Annotated in this window: 26 protein-coding genes; 13 read left to right on the plus strand and 13 right to left on the minus strand. The window is 68.9% G+C overall.

From position 1 onward, the window contains the following. Positions 1-74: 74 nt before the first annotated feature. The 6 genes from IEZ27_RS34890 to IEZ27_RS34915 all read left to right on the plus strand — a co-directional run bounded on the left by IEZ27_RS34890 (position 75) and on the right by IEZ27_RS34915 (position 4,244). Entirely contained in the window at positions 75-251 is a 177-nt protein-coding gene (locus IEZ27_RS34890; protein ID WP_125632481.1) for a (2Fe-2S)-binding protein, read from the plus strand. A gap of 25 nt (positions 252-276) precedes the next feature. After that, entirely contained in the window at positions 277-762 is a 486-nt protein-coding gene (gene bfr / locus IEZ27_RS34895; RefSeq protein WP_125632479.1) for a bacterioferritin, read from the plus strand. A 66-nt stretch (positions 763-828) separates the two neighbouring features. Next, positions 829-1,410 carry a TetR/AcrR family transcriptional regulator gene (locus IEZ27_RS34900; protein ID WP_189651135.1) on the plus strand — a complete coding sequence of 194 codons (582 nt, stop codon included), beginning with the start codon at positions 829-831 and terminating at the stop codon, positions 1,408-1,410. 49 nt (positions 1,411-1,459) lie between these two features. Next, positions 1,460-1,999: a hypothetical protein gene (locus IEZ27_RS34905; RefSeq protein WP_189651136.1), complete on the plus strand. Its 540-nt coding sequence runs from the start codon at positions 1,460-1,462 to the stop codon at positions 1,997-1,999. 294 nt (positions 2,000-2,293) lie between these two features. Then, positions 2,294-2,962 carry a response regulator transcription factor gene (locus tag IEZ27_RS34910; RefSeq protein ID WP_043620820.1) on the plus strand — a complete coding sequence of 223 codons (669 nt, stop codon included), beginning with the start codon at positions 2,294-2,296 and terminating at the stop codon, positions 2,960-2,962. A 4-nt stretch (positions 2,963-2,966) separates the two neighbouring features. Beyond that, a complete protein-coding gene (locus IEZ27_RS34915; RefSeq protein ID WP_189651137.1) occupies positions 2,967-4,244 on the plus strand; it encodes an ATP-binding protein in 1,278 nt (425 codons plus the stop codon). On the opposite strand, the gene IEZ27_RS34920 is transcribed toward IEZ27_RS34915, so the two are convergent. Continuing rightward, positions 4,228-4,704: a GtrA family protein gene (locus tag IEZ27_RS34920; RefSeq protein ID WP_189651138.1), complete on the minus strand. Its 477-nt coding sequence runs from the start codon at positions 4,702-4,704 to the stop codon at positions 4,228-4,230. The two genes, IEZ27_RS34915 and IEZ27_RS34920, sit on opposite strands and share 17 nt — an antisense overlap. 319 nt (positions 4,705-5,023) lie before the next feature. Here IEZ27_RS34920 and IEZ27_RS34925 point away from each other — a divergent pair, with 319 nt between their 5' ends. The 3 genes from IEZ27_RS34925 to purE all read left to right on the plus strand — a co-directional run bounded on the left by IEZ27_RS34925 (position 5,024) and on the right by purE (position 7,571). After that, positions 5,024-5,794 carry a hypothetical protein gene (locus IEZ27_RS34925; protein WP_189651139.1) on the plus strand — a complete coding sequence of 257 codons (771 nt, stop codon included), beginning with the start codon at positions 5,024-5,026 and terminating at the stop codon, positions 5,792-5,794. A gap of 78 nt (positions 5,795-5,872) precedes the next feature. Then, positions 5,873-7,021, plus strand: a complete 1,149-nt coding sequence (locus IEZ27_RS34930; protein WP_189651140.1) for a 5-(carboxyamino)imidazole ribonucleotide synthase — start codon at positions 5,873-5,875, stop codon at positions 7,019-7,021. A gap of 55 nt (positions 7,022-7,076) precedes the next feature. After that, positions 7,077-7,571 (plus strand): 5-(carboxyamino)imidazole ribonucleotide mutase, encoded by a 495-nt coding sequence (gene purE / locus IEZ27_RS34935; RefSeq protein WP_260477575.1) that lies wholly within the window; start codon positions 7,077-7,079, stop codon positions 7,569-7,571. Between the two features lie 359 nt (positions 7,572-7,930). Here purE and IEZ27_RS34940 read toward each other — a convergent pair whose 3' ends face one another. Next, positions 7,931-9,244, minus strand: a complete 1,314-nt coding sequence (locus IEZ27_RS34940; RefSeq protein ID WP_189651141.1) for a UDP-glucose dehydrogenase family protein — start codon at positions 9,242-9,244, stop codon at positions 7,931-7,933. 124 nt (positions 9,245-9,368) lie between these two features. On the opposite strand from IEZ27_RS34940, the gene IEZ27_RS34945 reads away from it, so the two are divergent. Continuing rightward, the gene (locus IEZ27_RS34945) at positions 9,369-10,532 is read left to right on the plus strand and encodes an acyl-CoA dehydrogenase family protein (RefSeq protein ID WP_189651142.1); all 1,164 of its coding nucleotides are present in this window, start codon (positions 9,369-9,371) and stop codon (positions 10,530-10,532) included. A gap of 75 nt (positions 10,533-10,607) precedes the next feature. On the opposite strand, the gene IEZ27_RS34950 is transcribed toward IEZ27_RS34945, so the two are convergent. The 8 genes from IEZ27_RS34950 to IEZ27_RS34985 form a co-directional block, all read right to left on the minus strand. Next, positions 10,608-11,867, minus strand: a complete 1,260-nt coding sequence (locus IEZ27_RS34950) for a tyrosine-type recombinase/integrase (RefSeq protein WP_189651143.1) — start codon at positions 11,865-11,867, stop codon at positions 10,608-10,610. A 3-nt stretch (positions 11,868-11,870) separates the two neighbouring features. After that, complete coding sequence (locus IEZ27_RS34955) at positions 11,871-12,047, minus strand: helix-turn-helix transcriptional regulator (protein WP_189651144.1); 177 nt, start codon at positions 12,045-12,047, stop codon at positions 11,871-11,873. Then, positions 12,044-13,363 (minus strand): replication initiator, encoded by a 1,320-nt coding sequence (locus IEZ27_RS34960; RefSeq protein WP_189651172.1) that lies wholly within the window; start codon positions 13,361-13,363, stop codon positions 12,044-12,046. The genes IEZ27_RS34955 and IEZ27_RS34960 overlap by 4 nt, the downstream gene beginning before the upstream one ends. 252 nt (positions 13,364-13,615) lie before the next feature. After that, positions 13,616-13,774, minus strand: coding sequence for a hypothetical protein (locus IEZ27_RS34965; protein WP_189651145.1), 159 nt, complete (start codon positions 13,772-13,774; stop codon positions 13,616-13,618). Positions 13,775-13,792: 18 nt separating this feature from the next. Next, positions 13,793-14,134 carry a hypothetical protein gene (locus IEZ27_RS34970; protein WP_189651146.1) on the minus strand — a complete coding sequence of 114 codons (342 nt, stop codon included), beginning with the start codon at positions 14,132-14,134 and terminating at the stop codon, positions 13,793-13,795. 15 nt (positions 14,135-14,149) lie between these two features. Next, complete coding sequence (locus IEZ27_RS34975; protein WP_189651147.1) at positions 14,150-14,791, minus strand: DUF2637 domain-containing protein; 642 nt, start codon at positions 14,789-14,791, stop codon at positions 14,150-14,152. A gap of 19 nt (positions 14,792-14,810) precedes the next feature. Next, the gene (locus IEZ27_RS34980; protein ID WP_189651148.1) at positions 14,811-16,130 is read right to left on the minus strand and encodes an FtsK/SpoIIIE domain-containing protein; all 1,320 of its coding nucleotides are present in this window, start codon (positions 16,128-16,130) and stop codon (positions 14,811-14,813) included. Further along, positions 16,123-16,452, minus strand: coding sequence for an SCO3933 family regulatory protein (locus IEZ27_RS34985; RefSeq protein ID WP_189651149.1), 330 nt, complete (start codon positions 16,450-16,452; stop codon positions 16,123-16,125). The genes IEZ27_RS34980 and IEZ27_RS34985 overlap by 8 nt, the downstream gene beginning before the upstream one ends. Positions 16,453-16,562: 110 nt before the next feature. Here IEZ27_RS34985 and IEZ27_RS34990 point away from each other — a divergent pair, with 110 nt between their 5' ends. Further along, a complete protein-coding gene (locus IEZ27_RS34990) occupies positions 16,563-16,928 on the plus strand; it encodes a GntR family transcriptional regulator (RefSeq protein ID WP_189651150.1) in 366 nt (121 codons plus the stop codon). Here IEZ27_RS34990 and IEZ27_RS34995 read toward each other — a convergent pair. Together IEZ27_RS34995 and IEZ27_RS35000 are read right to left on the minus strand one after the other, a co-directional pair. Then, positions 16,888-17,079 (minus strand): hypothetical protein, encoded by a 192-nt coding sequence (locus IEZ27_RS34995; protein WP_189651151.1) that lies wholly within the window; start codon positions 17,077-17,079, stop codon positions 16,888-16,890. The two genes, IEZ27_RS34990 and IEZ27_RS34995, sit on opposite strands and share 41 nt — an antisense overlap. Continuing rightward, complete coding sequence (locus IEZ27_RS35000; protein WP_189651152.1) at positions 17,076-17,291, minus strand: hypothetical protein; 216 nt, start codon at positions 17,289-17,291, stop codon at positions 17,076-17,078. Before IEZ27_RS35000 ends, IEZ27_RS34995 begins: the two co-directional genes overlap by 4 nt. Before the next feature lie 152 nt (positions 17,292-17,443). On the opposite strand from IEZ27_RS35000, the gene IEZ27_RS35005 reads away from it, so the two are divergent. Together IEZ27_RS35005 and IEZ27_RS35010 are read left to right on the plus strand one after the other, a co-directional pair. Then, positions 17,444-18,184, plus strand: a complete 741-nt coding sequence (locus tag IEZ27_RS35005; RefSeq protein WP_189651153.1) for a helix-turn-helix domain-containing protein — start codon at positions 17,444-17,446, stop codon at positions 18,182-18,184. Positions 18,185-18,186: 2 nt separating this feature from the next. Further along, entirely contained in the window at positions 18,187-18,663 is a 477-nt protein-coding gene (locus IEZ27_RS35010; protein WP_189651154.1) for an NUDIX hydrolase, read from the plus strand. On the opposite strand, the gene IEZ27_RS35015 is transcribed toward IEZ27_RS35010, so the two are convergent. Further along, the gene (locus IEZ27_RS35015) at positions 18,631-19,197 is read right to left on the minus strand and encodes an HD domain-containing protein (protein ID WP_189651155.1); all 567 of its coding nucleotides are present in this window, start codon (positions 19,195-19,197) and stop codon (positions 18,631-18,633) included. The two genes, IEZ27_RS35010 and IEZ27_RS35015, sit on opposite strands and share 33 nt — an antisense overlap. Positions 19,198-19,336: the final 139 nt, after the last annotated feature.

Here is a 19,336-nt window from a genome sequence, read left to right on the forward strand (position 1 = left end):
ACCGAAGTGAGCTATCTTAGGTGTGCCTAACCTAAAGGTGTCCCTTCCTGCTCGCTTGAGAGGCTTGTCCCCGGATGTATGTATGCATTTGTCGTGCTGTGACCGAGAACGAGGTCCACGACTGCATCGCCTCCGGGGCGAAGAGTGCGAAGCAGATTCGCGACACCACTGGTGCCGGTGGTGACTGTGCCCGTTGTGTACGGAAGATCTGTGCGATCCTGAAGCAGTCTGAAGAACTGACGACCGCATAGCCGCACCGCAACGAGGGGCCCGTTCATGCAGGGCGACAAGCAGATCATCGAACTGCTCAACGAACAGCTGACCGCCGAGCTCACGGCGATCAACCAGTACTTCCTGCACGCGAAGATGCAGGAGAACTGGGGATACACCAAGCTCGCCAAGCACACGCGCGACGAGTCCATCGACGAGATGCGCCACGCCGAACGGCTGACCGACCGCATCCTCTTCCTCGAAGGGCTGCCCAACTACCAGCGTCTCGGCACGCTGCACATCGGCCAGACCGTCGAGGAGCAGCTCAAGGCCGACCTTGAGGTGGAGCTGTCGGTGGTCGAGCGCCTCCGGCCGGCGATCCAGCTCATGAGGGAGAAGGGCGACATCACCTCCGCCCGCATCTTCGAGGACATCCTTGAGGACGAGGAGGAGCACATCGACTACCTCGAAACCGAGCTCGGCCTCATCCGCAGCCTGGGCGAGCAGCTCTACCTCGCCCGCTACGCCGAGCCGCGATCGATCGACGACTGAGATCGGGCCTTCCGGCCCCGCCGCCCCTCCGGGCGGCGGGGCCGTCCGCTGTATAGGCTGCCACGCATGACGGAGGCGGCTCAGGCGAAGCGCGAGCAGATCGTCGCCGCCGCGCTCGGCGTGTTCGGCCGCTACGGCTACCGCCGCACCTCGATGGACCTCATCGCCCAGGCCGCCCGCATGTCCAGGCCGGCCCTCTACCTGGTCTTCAAGGGCAAGGAGGACGTCTTCAGGGCGGTCGGTCGCAGGCTGGTCCACGACGCCCTGGCCGCCGCCGAGAGCGCCAGGCGCTCCGGCGCGTCGCCGGCCGACCGGCTCTACGGCGTGCTCGCGGTCAAGATCGACCTGTTCGGCGGCACGGTCGAGGGCGGGTTCCGGTCGGAGCTGCTGGCCGATGCCGCGGTGGTGGCCGAGGACGTGCGGGCGGCGTTCGAGGAGGGCTTCCGGGACGTCGTCGAGCGGACGCTCAACGACTGCGCCCGCGAGCTGGCCCTGCTCGGCGTCGCGCTCCCGCCGCGCGACGCCGCCGACCTGCTGGTCGCGGCGACGGAGGGCATCACGGGGGCGAAGGCGGAGCCGGCCGTCCTGCGCACACGCCTGCGCCAGCTCGTCGAGCTGGTCGTACGCGGGCTCAGCGGGAGCGCCTGACGGATACTGGGGGAGGCGAGCCCCGTACACCTGTGAGGGAGTGGTCTCCATGCTCTATCTCTTCGGCTTCGAGCGCATCGGCGTGGCCGTCAGCGACCTGTACTTCGTCGACCCCGACCCCGGAGAGAACCAGGAGGGCGCCGAGCACGGCGTACGCCTGGAGATCCGCAGGCTCGCGCCGGGCGAGCTCAAGGGCTCCATCTACTCGGCCCGTCCCATCGTCGTCGACCAGCTCATCTGGCGGGTCGACCTGCTGGAGTCGGTCGAGGGGCGGCCGGGGAGCTTCGACCGTACGCATCATCACCCGGGCTCCAGCGGGTGGGAGCCCGACAAGCGGGTGTTCGACGAGGAGCTGTCGGCCGAGCCGCTGAAGTGGCTGGGGGAGCGGCTGGCCGATCTCGACGGCGTGTTGCGGCAGTCGGGGGTCGATCCGGCGGAGGCGGGCCCCGGCGACGCGGCGGGCCTGCGCGAGGCCGCGCCCGAGATCGTCGACACGGTCGGCCGCCTGCTCGGCCGCGTTCACGCCGGCGAGCTGGGCACCGCCCCCGCCACCGGCCCGGCCACCTCCGTCCGGGCGAGCTGGCTCTGACCCGCCGGCCGTAATTCTGGGGAGAATGTCGAATTCGCGGCATCCCGGCGCGCGGAGCGGGGTATCACGCTCCGGGCGCCGGGCGTGGAACGTGTCCGTGTCCGCGGTGCCGGGCATGCGCGACGTCTTCGGAAAGCCTGGAGCGCCTTGTGATTTCCCCTCGATAATCGCGGTAATTTAATCACGACTAACCCTTATTTAGCTTCGTTTGCCCAGGTCAATGGATAGGTCAACGACGAGTCAAACCGCGCGCTGTGCCCGGGAAACGATCGCCTAAGGACCTACGATCGCTTCATGACCTGCGTACTTCTCGCCGAGGATGACACCTCGATCTCCGAGCCACTCGCGCGTGCGCTACGCCGCGAGGGCTATCAGGTAGAGGTGAGCCCCGACGGCCCGCAGGCCCTGGAGAGGGCCCTGTCGGGCGGCATCGACCTCATAGTTCTCGACCTCGGGCTGCCAGAGATGGACGGTCTCGAGGTCGCGCGCCGGATCCGTGCCGAGGGGCACGGCACTCCGGTGCTCATACTCACGGCCCGCGTGGACGAGGTCGACACTGTCGTCGGGCTCGACGCCGGCGCCGACGACTACGTGACCAAGCCTTTCCGGCTGGCCGAGCTGCTGGCCCGCGTGCGCGCGCTGTTGCGGCGCGGCACCTCGGAGACCCCGGTCGTGCAGGGGGTCCGCATCGACGCCGACTCCCGCCGCGCCTGGATGGGGGAGAAGGAGCTGCATCTGACGACCAAGGAGTTCGACCTGCTGCGGGTGCTGGTCCGCGACGCCGGCAAGGTCGTCACCCGCGAACAGATCATGCGGGAGGTGTGGGACACCAACTGGTGGGGTTCGACCAAGACCCTCGACATGCACATCTCCTGGTTGCGCCGCAAACTCGGCGACGACGCCGCCAAGCCCCGCTACATCACCACCGTCCGGGGAGTCGGCTTCCGGTTCGAACGCGAGTAGGCGCATGCGCCGCCGACTGCTCTCCTCCACTCTGGTCGTCGCGGTCATCGCGGTCCTGTTGCTGGGGGTCCCCCTGGGCGTCGTGGTGAGCCGCCTGATCGTCGACGAGGCGGCTCAGGAGCTCGGGGCGGAAGCCAAGCGTCTCGTGGGCGAGGTCGAGTACGCCCGCGTCCAGGAGACCCCGCTCGACCCCCAGCAACTGGAGCAGAAGTACCCGGGCAGGTACATACAGATCTGGGAACGCGGAACCCCTCTCAGGGTGACCGTCGTCGGCACAGCACCGGCGTCGGGTCACCTCATGACCGAGGACGCACAGACCAACACCGGCGTCTATGTCCGCATAAGTCGCGACAGAGACCAGGTCGAGCGGGACGTACGGGCCCGGCTGCTGCTGATCGTGGCCCTGGCCGTCGCGGCGCTCGCGGTGGCCGTCAGCCTGGCCGTCGTGCAGTCGCGCAGGTTGACGCTGCCCCTGCAGGACCTGGCCAAGATCGCCGAAAGGCTGGGGTCGGGTGACGCGCGGCCGAGCAAGCACCGCTACGGCATCCCCGAGCTGGACCGGGTGGCACAGGTGCTCGACCGCAGCGCCACGCGCATCTCCGACCTGCTCACCCGCGAACGCGAGTTCGCGACCGACGCCTCCCATCAACTCCGCACACCCCTGACCGGCCTGACCATGCGCCTGGAGGAGATCGTCGCGGCCTCCGACGAGCCCGAGGTCGTCCGCGAGGAGGGCGAGGCGGCCATCGTCCAGGCCGAGCGCCTGACCGCGGTGATCGACGAGCTGCTGGCGGCCGCCCGCCGCCAGCGTCACGCGCAGGCCGAGCCCGTCGCCATCGACGAGGTGCTGGGCCAGCAGGTCACCGAGTGGGAGCCGGTCTTCCGCGAGGCGGGCCGCACACTGCACCTCGACGGCACCCGCGGCCTGAAGGCGATGGCCACCACCGGCGGCTTCGGCCAGGTCATCGCCTCGCTGCTGGAGAACTCCCTGCGTCACGGCGGCGGCACGGTCACCGTCACCAGCACCAGCGGCGACAACTACATCGTGATCGAGGTCGCCGACGAGGGGCCGGGCATCGCCGACGAGATCGCACCCAAGATCTTCGAACGGAACGTCAGCGGCGGCGGCGGCACCGGCCTCGGGCTCACTCTCGCCCGCGCGCTGGCCGCGGCCGACGGCGGACGCCTGGAGCTGGTACGGCGCCGACCCGCCACGTTCGCCGTCTTCCTGCGCCCGGCCGAGGAGGACAGCAGGAACCGCGTGGTCAGCGGTCCTGCCTGACCTCGGGCAACTCGACCGGGATCGGCTCGGTGGCCTCCAGGAACACCCACTTCTTGTACGACCAGTAGCGGAACAGGGTGCCGAGCCCGACACCGGCGAAGTTGGCGATGTTGAGGCTCAGGCCGTCGTGCAGGTGGAGGGTGTACTTGGTGAAGCCGATCACCAGCAGGCCGAACAGCAGGGCGATGCCGTTGAGCAGGAAGAACAGGAAGTATTCGCGGCCGAGGCCGGTCTGCTCGCGGTGGCGGAAGGTCCAGAAGCGGTTGCCCGCGTAGGCGAAGGTCGCCGAGAGCGTGGTGGCGACAACCTTGGAGGTGAGTGGGCCCCACTCGAAGCCGAGCAGGAAGAGGTTGTAGACGCCCGTGTCGAGGAAGAAGGCGAGGGCCCCGATGCTCCCGAACTTGGCCAGCTCGTGAACCAGGGACTCGAACCGCTGGTAGAGGCGCTTGGCAAACTCCACGTCCCCGTTCGGTCCTTTCCCTCGTCGAGCCTGACCGTCCCAGCGTACCGGCGAAGTCGTACGGACGGTGTCAGGGGGCCTAACATGCCGCGCAAAGGCCACTTCTGGAAATATCGCCTTATGAGCGGCATTTATGAAAGAGGGGCATTACGCTGCCGTTCAGATCGCGGGCCCGCCCGCGATTCCGGACCCGCCGCTCCAGACGGCCGACCGTCCGCGATCCCGGACCTGCCGCTGTGGACGGCGCCGGCCCGTGACGTCGGACCACAGCCGCTTCGGACGGCCGCCCTCCCGGGAGCCGCCTGTGCCGCTTCGCTGGTTGACGAGACTGCTCGCGTCGGTGCCGGTCCTGCTCGTGGCGGGTTGCGGCACGGCCGGCGGGGTCCCGGTGCCCCGGGAGGATCGCACATCTGCTCCGGCGGCCGCGCCACGGGTCGATCCGGCGACGGCCGAGCAGGCGTTCTCGCTGCTCCGGCAGCTCGACGGGGCCCGGAAGCGGCGGGACTGCGCCGCCGTACGGGACCTGACCACATGGGCGGAACGGACGCTGGGCGGCCGTGCCTGCGAGGCGACCGGGAACGGCCGTCCGGCCCGCCCCGCCGACCCCGACTACCTGCTGCCGGACGAGGGCGACTGGTTCGCCGCGCTGGCCCGCGAGCCCTCGCCCGCGTACTACCTGTTCTTCCTGGAGGACGGCCGCTGGCGGCTCGGCGCGGGCCCGGTCCCCGTGCCCGGCGAGCCCGTGCGGAAGGCGGGTGACGCGCCGTCGTCGCTGGTCAGGCAGGCCCGGCTGGTGCCGCAGCGGCACCTCACGTACCTCACGGACCCCGCCGGGGTGGCGGGCGTCCGCTTCCCGCCCGGCGATCCGCTGCGCGCGCTGCTCAAGGACGTGACCGGACGCGGCGCGGACGTGGAGCTGTACGGCACCCGCACCCTGGCCGTCCCGGTGGACGCCGGGTCCGTCCTGGTCTTCGACGCCCTGCGCCTTACGTACAAGGGTGGGCGTACGGACCTGGTGGAGACGGCCACCCTCGTCGGCGCCGGCAACAAGCTCAGGACACTCGGCCTGCGCCGGGCGCGCGCGAGCTGACGGCGGGGTGCGTGCTTGTCCCGGGGCGTGAGTTGACAACGGCGGGGCAGTCGTTCCGTCCCGGTAAGCTCACCTCACGTGAGTTCCTACAGTCCCATCGGGCCGGTCGTCGGCGTGGTCGGCGCCGGCCAGCTCGCCCGGATGACGCAGCCGCCGGCCATCGCGCTCGGGGTCGAGCTGAGGGTGCTGGCCGCCGCCCCCGGCGAGAGCGCCGCACGAGTGATCGTCGACACCCAGGTCGGTGATTACCGCGACCTCGCCGACCTGCGCGCGTTCGCCCAGGGCTGCGACGCGATCACGTTCGACCACGAGCACGTCCCGACCGAGCACATCAGGGCGCTGATCGCCGACGGCCACTCGGTGCACCCGGGCGCCGACGCGCTCGTGCACGCCCAGGACAAGGCGGTCATGCGCGAGCGCCTGACCGCGATCGGCGTGCCCTGCCCCGCCTGGGCGCGGGTCTCGTCCGCCGAGGACGTCTCGGCGTTCGCGGCCGAGCACGGCTGGCCCGTCGTGCTGAAGTCGGTGCGCGGCGGCTACGACGGGCGCGGCGTGTGGGTCTGCCGTACGCCCGAAGAGGTGGCCGAGGCGTTCGCTACCGGCGTCGAGCTGATGGCCGAGGCGTTCGTGCCGTTCGAACGGGAGCTCGCGGTGCTGGTGGCCCGCTCGCCCCACGGACAGGGCGTCAGCTACCCGGTCGTCGAGACCGTCCAGCAGGACGGCATCTGCGTCGAGGTGCTCGCCCCCGCCCCCGGCATGGACCCCGAGGACGCCGCCGTCGCCCAGCGCATCGGCCTGAAGATCGCCCACGAGCTGGGCGTGACCGGGCTGCTGGCGGTGGAGCTGTTCCAGACCGCCGACGGCCTCGTCGTGAACGAGCTGGCCATGCGTCCCCACAACAGCGGCCACTGGACGATCGAGGGCGCGACCACGTCCCAGTTCGAGCAGCACCTGCGGGCCGTGCTCGACCTGCCGCTCGGCTCGCCGTCGATGACCGCCCCCGTCGTCGTCATGGCCAACCTGCTGGGCGGCGACGACCCCGACCTGTTCAAGCGCTACGAGCACGTGCTGGCCCACGACCCCGGCATCAAGCTGCACTTCTACGGCAAGGAAGTGCGTCCGGGCCGCAAGATCGGGCACGTCACGGCTTTGGGCACGGACCTGGACAAGGTTCGCGCCCGTGCCCGCCACGCCGCCGTCTACCTCATGACCGGGGAGTACACGTGAGCCGGCGAGGCGGACACGCCATCTCGACCATTGCTCAGCCGGTGAAGGAGGCGAAGTGAAGATCGGGATCGTCATGGGGTCCGACTCCGACTGGCCCGTGATGAAGGCCGCGGCCGAGGCGGTGGCGGAGTTCGGGGTGCCCTTCGAGGCGGACGTCGTCTCGGCCCACCGCATGCCGGTCGAGATGATCGAGTACGGGCGGCAGGCGGCCTCCCGCGGCATCAGCGTGATCATCGCCGGGGCCGGCGGGGCGGCGCACCTGCCGGGCATGCTGGCCTCGGTGACGCCGCTGCCCGTGATCGGGGTGCCGGTGCCGCTGAAGTACCTCGACGGGATGGACTCCCTGTTGTCGATCGTCCAGATGCCGGCCGGGGTGCCGGTGGCCACGGTCGCCGTCGGCGGGGCGCGCAACGCGGGGCTCTTGGCCGTACGCATCCTGGGGGTGTCCGACGCCGGGCTGCGGGAGCGTATGGAGGAGTTCCAGGTGCGGCTCAAGGAGCAGGCCCACGCCAAGGGCGAGAAACTACGCGCAGAGGCCGCAGAGCTCTGAGGTGAGCTGCGGGGGCCGCCGCAGGAGCTCTGAGCTGCGGGAAGGTCGTCAGGGCTTTGGGGGCGGGCACGTCCTCGGAGCTCTGAGCAGGCCCCTGAGCGCTTCAAGCCGGGCCGGGCACCCAGGAGGTCTCCGGGCGCCCGGCGGCGAGCCATGGGATGCCTCACGGGCGGCTGAGCGCCCGCGAGGATCCATGGTGGGACGTACGGGCACCTGCGAGGATCCGTGGTGGGGCATGTGAGCGCCCGTGAGGACCCGCGCGCGGGAACGTGGGTGTCCCGGTGTCCCAGCGACGGGATGTCGCTGGGCTCTTGGGCGGGCTGGCTTGTGGGTGCCCAGGGGGCGGGCCGGCGATGGGCTTATGGGCGGCCGAGGGCGCGGTAGTGCCAGCCGGCCGAGCGCCACACCTCGGAGTTGAGCGCGTTGCGGCCGTCGACGATGCGCCGGGTCGCGACCACCGCGCCCAGTTCCTCCGGATCGAGTTCCAGGAACTCCTGCCACTCGGTCAGCAGCAACACCACATGCGCCCCGCGGACCGCCTCGACGGCCGACTCGCCGTAGTTCAGCTCCGGGTGAGCCTTACGAGCGTTGTCGAGCGCGATCGGGTCGTAGACGGTGACCTGTCCGCCCTGGTGGCCGATCGTCACGGCGACGTCGAGAGCGGGTGAGTCGCGGATGTCGTCCGAGTTCGGCTTGAAGGCCGCGCCCAGCACACCGACCGTGCACCCGTGGAAGGACCCGCCCGCCAGCTCCCTGGCCAGGTCGACCATACGGGCACGGCGGCGCATGTTGATCGCGTCGACCTCGCGCAGGAACGTCAGCGCCTGGTCGGCCCCCAGCTCGCCGGCCCGCGCCATGAAGGCCCTGATGTCCTTGGGCAGGCAGCCGCCGCCGAAGCCGAGCCCGGCGTTGAGGAAGCGCCCGCCGATGCGGTCGTCGTACGAAAGCGCCTCGGAGAGCTGCTTGACGTCGGCGTGCGCGGCCTCGCAGACCTCGGCCATGGCGTTGATGAAGGAGATCTTGGTGGCGAGGAAGGCGTTCGCCGCCGTCTTGACCAGCTCCGAAGTCGCGAAGTCGGTCACCACGAACGGGACGTCGCCGAGCGGCTCGTACACCTCGCGCAGCACCTTCTCGGCCCGGTCGGAGCGCACGCCGAGCACGATGCGGTCGGGGTGGAGGGTGTCCTCGACCGCGAAGCCCTCGCGCAGGAACTCCGGGTTCCACGCCAGCTCGACGCCGACGCCCGCCGGAGCCAGGCGGGCGAGCTTGTCGGCCAGCCGCTCGGCGGTGCCGACCGGTACGGTCGACTTGCCCACGACCAGGCACTCGCGGTCGAGAAGCGGTGCGAGCGACTCGACGGCGTTGTCCATGTACGTCACGTCGGCGGCGTACTCGCCCTTCTTCTGGGGCGTGCCGACGCAGACGAAGTGCACGTCGCCGAAGGCGGCGACCTCTTCGTACGAGCTGGTGAAGCGAAGGCGTCCGGAGTCGAGCCCACGGCGGAGCACGGGTTCCAGCCCGGGCTCGTGGATGGGGAGCTCACCGTTGTTCAGCCGGCGGATCTTGTCCGCGTCAATGTCGAGGCCCAGGACTTCGAATCCGAGATCCGCCATGCAGGACGCATGCGTGATGCCCAGGTATCCGGTCCCGATCACCGTGAGGCGATATGGCACGAGCGAGCTCCTTTCGATCGCCAGGCATGCTACCGGCCCCCGCTACCTCCTTCGTGCCACCCGCTCCTGTTCGCAAACTGTACTAGCTGGTAACAAAGTGCTCGGACGTCCTAGTATCTGATGCATGAGCTTCCCTCTCTATGCGCCCGCCGAAGAGCACGACATGCTCAGGGAGACGGTTCGCGCCCTGGCCGACGAGAAGATCGCCCCGCAGGCCGCGGCGGCCGACGAGTCCGAAGAGTTCCCCTGGGACGTCTACAAGTCCCTCGTCGCGGCCGACCTGCACGCCGTACACGTCCCCGAGGAGTACGAGGGCGCCGGCGCGGACGCGCTGGCCACGGTGATCGTCATCGAGGAGGTCGCGCGGGCCTGCGCGTCGTCCTCGCTCATCCCCGCGGTCAACAAGCTGGGCACCGTCCCGCTCCTGCTCTCGGCCTCCGAGGAGCTCAAGCAGCGTTACCTCGCGCCGGTGGCGAGGGGCGAGGCCATGTTCTCGTACGCGCTGTCGGAGCCGGAGGCCGGCTCCGACGCCGCCGCGATGAAGACCCGCGCGGTCCTCGACGGCGACCACTACGTGCTCAACGGCACCAAGATGTGGATCACCAACGCCGGCGTGTCCGAGTACTACACGCTGATGGCCGTGACGGACCCGTCCGCGGGCGCCCGGGGCATCTCCGCCTTCGTCGTGGAGAAGTCCGACGAAGGGGTGTCCTTCGGCCCGAAGGAGAAGAAGCTCGGCATCAAGGCCTCGCCGACCCGCCAGGTCATCCTGGAGAACGTACGCATCCCCGCGTCCCGCATGATCGGCGAGCCCGGCACCGGCTTCAAGACGGCCCTCGCCACCCTCGACCACACCCGCATCACCATCGCCGCCCAGGCGCTGGGCATCGCCCAGGGCGCCCTCGACTACGCGATCGGCTACGTCAAGGAACGCAAGCAGTTCGGCCGCGCGATCGCCGACTTCCAGGGCCTGCAGTTCATGATCGCCGACATGGCCATGAAGCTGGAGGCGGCCAGGCAGCTGACGTACCACGCCGCCGCCAAGTCCGAACTGGCGATGCACGGCCGTCCGCAGAAGGACCTGACGTTCCTGTCGAGCGCCGCCAAGTGCGCCGCCTCCGACGCGGCGATGGAGATCACCACGGACGCGGTGCAACTCCTGGGCGGCTACGGCTACACGAAGGACTTCCCGGTGGAACGCATGATGCGCGACGCCAAGATCACCCAGATCTACGAGGGCACGAATCAGATCCAGCGCATGGTGATGGCCCGCCAGCTCCTCAAGTAGCCCCTGACGTGCGAAAACCCCGCCTGCCGGTCGGCTGAGGCGGGGTTCGCTGTCTTGTGAGTGTCGCGTTAGCGATCACTGTTCCGTGCCTGTTCCGTGAGAGACGCCGCGCGGACGGAACAGACGGTCGTCGATCGCGCTGCGAGCGCGATCGTGGGAGCCGGGCATCATGTGGGCGTACACGCGGAGGGTGAAGCCGGGGTCGGCGTGGCCGAGGTATTCGGCGAGCTCCTTGACCGAGACGCCGCCGGCCAGCATGACGCTCGCGTAGTAGTGCCGGAGTTGGTGGAGTCCTTCCTTTCGAGAGGTGGCGTAGCGGCTCCGCTGGCGTCCGTCCTTGTCCGGTGCTGGGATCACGCCTGCTTGGACCAGGGCGGGCTTCCAGACGGTTTCGCTGTAGCTTCTGGCCTTGATGAAGCGGTCGTCCGTCCAGCGGAACAACAGGTTGTGTGTACGGAGCTTGCCGTCTGTCTTCTCCCAGGGCAGGGAGCAGGTCAGCGGGGGATGAGTCGAGACGTGCCGTTTGATGGCTTCAGCGGCCCACTCAGGCAGCGGCACGGCCCTTTCGCGGTCGTTCTTGGGCAGGGCGAAGACATGGTCCGTTCCTAGCTTCTTGATCTGTCGTCGTACGCGGAGAAGACGCTCCTCGAAGTCGACGTCTTCGAGGGCCAGGCCGAACAGCTCTCCCTGCCGCAACCCGCACGCGGCCCCGAGCATCGGCAGCAGGCGGAAGAGGGCAGGGTGAGCGTCGATCAGGGCGTGGACCCGTTCGTCCGACCAGGCCGTTATCTCTTCGGAGACGCGCTTCGGCACCTGGACGATCGGTGACTTGGCGGGGCTTCGTTTGATGGCCTCGTCCGCGACGGCAAGATCAAGGATGCCCTGGAGGACCAGGAAGGCCGTCTGTACGGTCGAGGTCTCGAAGCGGCTGCTCAGGTCACTGATCCATGCCTGGATCTGGGATGGCTTGATGCTCTTCACCTGGCGTTTGGCGTAGGTCGGTGCGACGTGGAGGCGGTGGATGTACTCGTATCGGATCTTGGTCGAGGGGTCCACGATGCGGGAGGCGAGCCATCGTTCGGCGAGGTCGGCGAAGAGCACCTTGCCGGCGTTCGGGTCGATGTAGTCGCCGCGGGCGATGTCGGCGCCCATGGTCGCGATCTTGCGCTCGGCGTCGGCCTTGCGGTCATAGGCGGTCGAGCACTCTTTGCCCTCGGGGTCCACCCAGACGGCGAGCCAGCGCTTGCCCTTGCCGTACCGGGTGGTCCTGACCTTTCGGGGTTTGCCGTCCTGGTCGCGCACCGTCTTGGTCCACAGGTCCTTGACGAAGGCCATGGCTTACTCCTGGTCCTGGACCCAGGACATGACGTCCTCGGGCACGTAGCGCAGATGGCGGCCGATCCTGTGGCCTCTGGGGCCTGTGCGGTGGTGCCGCCACTGGTAGAGCGTGGCGATCGGAACGCCGAGGAAGGTGGCTACGTCCTGCACAGTCCAGAGCTTGGTGAGAGTGCTCATAGGCACCCTCCGGTGATGGCGGCGGCGAGGAGTTGATCGCCTAGGGAGTGGCCCTTGCCTGCGTACTCCCATTCGCTGATCACGAGGACTGCGTCTTCGGCGTAGAGCGGGAGGCGCCCGGTGGTGATCTCGTTTTCTCGGGCGTGGTGTTCGCGGTCGGCTCGGATGTCGCCGAGGGTGGTGGAGTAGCGGCGGGAGCGGGTTGAGAAGTGGCCGCGAAAGCCGAGCATGTGGGCCCAGTCGGCGAGGCGGAGTTCGGCGAGGTCGGGTTCGGTGCCGAGTGTCATGCAGGTGGTGATGAGGCGGCGGGCGTGATCGCGGAGGTTGTACAGGGTCAGGTCGTCGAGGGGGTTGATGCGGCGGTCAAGGGTGCCGACGCATTCGGCGGCCTTCGTGGCGTACTTGGCGATGTAGCCGGCGACGGCTTGGTCGTTTAGGTCACCGTGCAGGGTGATGGGGCGGATGTCGAGTTGGCGGCCCCAGCGCAGGACTCGTTCGGGCTGGTCGGAGTAGGCGGGAGCCTTGGCGGTGACGGCTTTGGCGGCGTGCTGGATGGCTTGGGTAAGGACGTCGGCGGTGGCCCAGGGTGGTGGAGGTGTGGCAGGGCCGCCGGGGCCGTCGAGGCGGATGACGGCGTGGAAGTGGACGACGCCGCGCCGCTGGTACTCGGCGACCTTGGCGAATGAGAGGGTCAGGTGGTGGCGGAGGTCCTTGAGGAGGAGGCCGCCGAGTTTGGCCAGGTGGCGGCGTACGGAGTCGGCGAAGCGTTTCCACAGCAGCGGGGCCAGGGCGTTGAACAGGACGGAGCCGGCGTAGTCGTAGCAGTCGGGGCACAGCGGTTCGCCCAGGCGTGGGTCGTCCTTGCTGTGGCGTTGGGTGCAGGACATGACTTGGCCGTGCGGGCAGGTGGTGGCGTTGCGGCGGGCGTGACAGGGCTGGGCTTTGCCGTGGTGTTCGCGGCGGGTGTGGACCGGGCCGAAGGACGGGGCGGTCATGGTGATGAAGAGAGTTGGGTGGGTGGTGACGGTCTCGGGGACGCCTTTGCCGCCCACGAGGCCGGCGCGGATGAGGTGGTAGGTGTCGGCGCGGTAGGTCTCGGCGCAGGCGGGGCAGCGGGTGGCCCGGCGGGTCTTGCATGGGACGCGCAGGATGCCGTCGGGTTCGGTGCGGGTGGTGTAGCGGTGCAGGAGTTGGCCGGTGGCGCGGTCGTAGTGGTCGACCTTGCCGCGTAGGTGGATGGGCTGACGACAGCCGCCCGTGGCGCGGATCTGGTTGGCCCAGCGGTCGTAGTCAGGATGGTTGAGTCGGGCGATCATGCCCGCCTTTGCATGCGCGGTGGCGTGGGTTGTGGGCAAGATGGAGACCTCCTTTCGCTCGTTCGGGTGAAGGGATGGCCCTCGACCTGGCAGTCGTCTTGGCGGATGTGCGGCCAGGCCGGGGGCGCTGCGCGTTATGCGCCGTGGTTGTCGATTCCGGTGCCGTCGCAGTTGAGGCAGCGGGCGTCGTCGGAGTCGATTCCGGTGCCGTTGCAAGTGCAGCAGCGGTAGTGGTTCACCTCGTCCATCTGGTCACTTCCTGTCGCGGGCGGTGGTGAGGTAGATGCGCCAGTGGTACGGGCGGGTGCGGTCGGGGTAGGCGCGTGAGACGCCGATGACGGTGAAGTGCAGGCGTAGGCGGAACAGGGCGTCAACGATCTCGGCTCGGGTGCCGTCGATGCGGATGCGCATGCTCAGGTCCTCTTCTGATCAGGTGGCGGGCGTGGGGTCGGATTGGATGCAGCCGCGGTAGCTGGCTTCGGCGGCGTGGCGGGCGCGGGCGGCAGCCAGGATGGCGACGGCGCGGTACTCCACCGGGCCGAACAGGCACGAGGTGGCGTAGTGGCCGTACGGGGAGTCTTCGTAGTCGATGTCCGAGCCGACGAGGGCGGCGATCTGGTCGATCTCGGCGCGCTGGTCGGCGTCACTGGCCTGCTCGGTGAAGTGGTGGACGGTGACGCTGGAGGAGACCGGTACGTCGGGATGGGCTTCCAGGAAGGCGGCCAGGTCGAGCAGGCCGTTGATGAGGGCGATGCGGCGGTCGTTGGTCATGGGTCGGTTCTCCCTTCAGGCGGTGCGCAGGGTGCGCAGCAAGTCGGAGGCGAGTTGGTTGGACACGCCCAGGTGGGCGCGTAGGGCGTCTCGGGTGATGGGCTTGCCGTGCCGGGTGTGGTGTTCGTCGGCCACACGGCGGGCGTAGTCGATCAGGGCGGGCGCGAGGTCGCTGTCCCGCTCGTCGTCCTCGTCCTGGATGTGGGACGGGACGAGTTCCGGGGCCGAGGACGAAGCCAGGACGGGCGAGGACGCCACGGCAGTGGACGGTTCCGGACGGGTGGCGCGGCGTTCCAGCATCGAGACGGCGATGAGGAAGGCGGTGGCCGGGGTGGCGGCGGTGATCCAGCCCCAGACTGTTGGGTCGGCTTGGGCGAGGTTCGAAGCCAGAGACAGGACGATGCCGCCGGTCAGGACGAGGACGGGCCACGAGAGCCGACCCCGTCGGCGGTTGCCGGTCCTCTTGTCCCGCTGGCGTTCGCGGGCGGCCATGACGCAGGTCAGGTCGATGCAGACCGCGACTGCCCAGGCCATCCAGCCGGTCTGGCCGTGCTCGGTGGCGGTGTCGCGGATGTGGGTGAACGATCCGGCACCCGCGATGGCGGCCAGGACGAGGACCGGGCCGGTGTCGAGCAGCCAGCAGGCGAAGCGTCGCATCGTTCCTCCCTTCATAAGTTCAGGCGTTGATGGGTTCGGGCAGGTGGGCGGTGACCTCGTCCCAGGCCGGGGCGAGGTGGGCGTGAGCACGGGCGGCCTGTTCGGCGGCTTGCTCAGTGACGTAGAAGGAGCGGGCGCGGTACCACTGACCGTCCTGACCGGCGACGATGGCGACGCCCGGCGTCTCGGCCGGAATGGCACGAGCTGAGGCGAGGGCCGCCGGGTCGAGGTCGCCGAGCGTCATGGTGGCGGTCTCGGGATCGTTGACGCGGTGGCAGATCCGTCCGGAGCACTGGGCACGGAGAGCGGTGACGCCGGGGCCGAGGTCAGAGCCGATGCGCTGGCCGCAGCAGAACAGGTAGATGCCGAACGCCCGCCCGAGCTGGGCGACTCGTAGCAGCGCCGTCGAGGTCTTGGCGATCTCGTCCTTCTCGGACTTGTCGGCCATCAGGTACAGCTCGGCCAGCTCGTCGACCAGGGCCACGACTGGGACCGGTCGCACGCCGGGCGGGAGCTGCCAGATGTTGCGGGCGCCGGCCTGGCGGCACAACCCCATGCGATCGACCATCAGACCGACCAAGTCATCCAGCAGCCCACCGGACTCGGCGCGCGACGTGGCCAGCGCTGACAGACGCGGCCTGTAGGGCGTGAACTCCACCCCGCCCTTGAGGTCGAAGCCGACCAGGGCCACGGGTTGCGGAGCCAGCCCGACGATCAGAGCGTTGGCGAGGTTCGACTTGCCGGACTGTGTCGCGCCCGCGTTCAGCCAGTGCGGCACGGTGCGGAAGTCGATGGTCCAGGGCTTGCCCGTCTCCAGCCGTCCCACCGTGACCTTGAGCAGTTCAGGCGAGGGCGGCAGCTCGTCGACCTTGACCAGCGGGTCGCGCATGGTGGCCATGAGGACAACGCGGCCGGGACCGGGTGAGGAGACGCGGATGGCGTGGACGCCCCAAGAGTGCGCGAGGCGTTCGGCGACGTCGGCGTAGTCGCCAGGCGTCTGGCCTTCCAGGGTGTGCAGGGTGACGCGCCAGCCGTGCCGGGTCGGCAGTGGCAGCCACATGAACGGCTTGGTGTCCACGGCGATGCGCTGCCACCTGCGCCGGACGCGGACGATGCCCGTCGAGGCGACCAGACCGGGGACGGTGGTGAACCAGAAGCGCTGCCGCTTCTTGGTCAGCCCGCAGCCGAGGGCGACCCGCCGCCACGAAGCCCGTACCGACAGACCGACGAACGGGAAGCCGAGCACGAGCCAGAAGGACGGGTAGTGGTAGCGGCGCCAGGCCCACAGCCCGGCCGCGACGGCGGCCAGGGCTGCGAGCAGGTACGGCGCGTCAGGCATCGACAGCCTCCCTGGCGGGGAGCAGCGCCGAGGCGCGGTAGGCGATGCCCCATCGGCCGGCGATTTCCCAGACGTAGCCGAGTAGGCCGACGGCGTTGACCTGGTCGCCGACGCTGATGGGCGGTTCGCCGGTAATGCCGATCTTGACGAGTTCGATCCGGCCGAACTCGTCCTCGACGGAGACGGTGACCTCGTAGACGGTGTTGCCGTTCTTGTCGGTCTTGATCTCACCGGTGTCCCTGTTGAGCACCCGCGGTCGCGGTGCTTTGACGCAGGTGATGGCGAGCTTGCCGACATCCACAGGAATCGGGATGGAACGCATGGGCTGTGACCTCCTCTTTCTCGTTCATCCAACATAGTTAACCTAGTTGGCTTGGTTGTCAACGTCCTCTCGGTTGGCTTGGTCGATGTTTCGTGGTGTGATGGACGGCGATGGTCAAGAACACCGGGCGCCCCGGCTACCTCCAGATCGCCGACGATCTCCGCGCGCAGATCAACGGCGGCTCTCTGGCGCCCGGAACCCCGTTGCCGTCCACCGCGCAACTCGCCGAGCAGTACGACGCCTCGCTGAGCGTGGTGAAGATGGCCGTCGGCATCCTCCGCAACGAGGGCCTGGTGATCGGCCAGCAGGGCAAGGGGGTGTTCGTCCGGGATGCGGAGGAGCGCCCCGCCGACGACCAGCAGGCCGACGTGGCCGAGCTGCGCGCCGCCGTGCGGGACTTGTCGGTACGCCTCGCGAAGGTCGAGGAGCAGTTGGCTACGTCCACGTCACGCCGTCCCGGACGTAGCAGCCGGTGACCTTCCGGGCCAGCGCGGCCGAGGCACCGCCGGGGTGCCGGCGCAGGCTCAGGGCCTTGTCCTGGCGGCGGATGCCGACCAGGACCATGACGTAGCCGACGAGCAGGGTCGTGCTCAACAGGGCGGCGATGATCAGCGGGAGCCAGCTCACGTCCAGCTCACCCCCACCGCGAACGCGCCGCGGGGGTCGCGCGGGGGACGCCTGGTCTCCGTCCATCGCCGGTTGCGCCGGTTCCGGGCCCGCTCCTTTCGCGCCCACCGGCTTCGCGCCAGGCACTTGGAGCACTGGGTCTGCCCCTCGGTCAGGGCGTTGCCGCAGTCGCACGAGGGCGTCTCGGCGGGGATGGTGATCTCGTTGTTCATGGGTGCATCTCCTCCTTCGGTCGCTGCCGTTGTGGCGTTGTGCAACCGAGGATGCGACGCAGAGTCAGGACGAGATCACTACACGACGGGACATGTTCAAGACGTCCGGCCTACGATGTCCAGGTCCCCGGACGTCCTTGGGAGCAGGTGAGATGGCGAACGAACGGCTACGCGCGGCCCTGTTGCAAAAGGGCGTGAGCGTCGCGGACCTGGCCGAGGCGATCGAGGTCGATCCCAAGACTGTCGAGCGGTGGATCACCAAGGGGCGAGAGCCGTACCGTAAGCACCGGTTTGCTACGGCTTCCTACCTCGGTGTGGACGAGACGTACCTGTGGCCGCAGGCTCTGTCGCGCGAGCAGGTGGTCGCCGCGTCCGAGAGCGAAGTCCTGGCGATCTATCCGCACCGCTGGGCCGTCCCCCGGGACGCGTGGGGACGTCTGTTTACCGCCGCGTCCCAGGACATCGGCGTCCTGGTCTACAGCGGGCTTTTCCTCGCCGACGACGCCGCGATGGTGCGTCTGCTGAGGGAGAAGGCGCAGTCCGGCGTGCGGGTCCGTGTTCTGCTCGGCGACCCCGGCTGCGCCGAAGTCGCCCAGCGGGGAGAGGACGAGGGTGTCGGCGACAGCATGGCCGCACAGATCCGTAGCGCGCTGATCTTCTACCGGCCGCTCCTGCCCCTGGAGAACTTCGAGCTCCGCCTCCATCAGACGATCCTGTACAACTCGATCTATCAGGCTGACGGCGACTACCTGGTCAACATGCACGTGTACGGCACCCGCGCCGGGAACGCGCCCGTACTGCATCTGCGAAGGGTGGCCGGCGGCGAGATGGTGACCACCTACGCCGACAGCTTCGAGAAGGTATGGGCCCAAGCGACCCCGGTGGAGTCCTGACCATGGCCAAGCGGATCGACTTCTACGACGACCCCGACGCGCCCGAGCCGAACAGCCTGGTTCCGTCCATCAACGTCATCGTCACCAACGCGGCCGGGGACGTCCTGATGATCCGCCGCAGCGACAACAACAACTGGGCCGTGCCCGGTGGCGCTATCGACCTCGGCGAGTCCATCCCCGCGGCGGCCATCCGCGAGACGTACGAGGAAACTGGCATCACCTGCGAGATCACCGGCCTGGTCGGCACCTACAGCGACCCCCGGCACGTGATCCTCTACACCTCCAACGGCGAGGCCCGACAGGAGTTCTCCATCGTCCTGACCGGTCAGGCGATCGAGGGCGAGCCAACTCCGAGCGAGGAGTCCCGAGAGGTCCGCTGGGTGCCGCGGAACGAGATCACGTCACTGCCGATGGACCGTTCGATGCGCATGCGGATCGACCACTACCTAACCGGCGTCGGCCTGCCGCACATCGGATAGCGCCGCCTCTACCGAACGCACCGAGGACACGATGCAGGGGGTAGCGTCCGCGATCGACCGGCTGACCACATGCTCAGGGCCGTACCGCGAATGGATCTCGGCCAGCCGGTCGGTAACGTCCACATGCCGGCCGTCCGGACCGGTCGTCATGTCGCAATAGGTGAGCGCCCTGGCTAGGTCTGGCGCTTCCTGGTCGAACTCCTTGGTCAACACGTCGAACAAGTCCCGCTGCCGGGCCTCGTTGTCCGCACACGAGTGATAGGCCACCAGGCGGCACAGCCGCCCATCCGCCCCGGCGACGTCGCGCAGGTAGCGAGCGCCGTCGAGCTGATGCATGCCCGTGCCAACCAGGTCCGGGGCGTACCCAATGTCATGTAGTAGCGCAGCGGCAATCAAGGTGTCAGCCTCTTCCCCCAGGAGCGGCGTCAAGGAAGCAGCTCGCTCAGCCACTCCCTGGGAATGAGCCCAGCGGCGAGGCAAAGTCGTCTCCAGCAGCTCTTTGGCCAGGCCATAGGCCCAATCGACATGCTCCACGTTGTTCACCTTAGACAGACCGCATATGGGCTGATCTAGGGGCAGATGCGGACGTCCCAGGACGTCTCATCCTCGAACGAACCGGCCCCGTCCATGCTCGACCACGACCAACCCTTCACCCTCCAGAACGTCGAGCGCC

The sequence above is a fragment of the Nonomuraea spiralis genome, from assembly GCF_014648435.1.
GTDB classification, from domain to species: domain Bacteria; phylum Actinomycetota; class Actinomycetes; order Streptosporangiales; family Streptosporangiaceae; genus Nonomuraea; species Nonomuraea spiralis.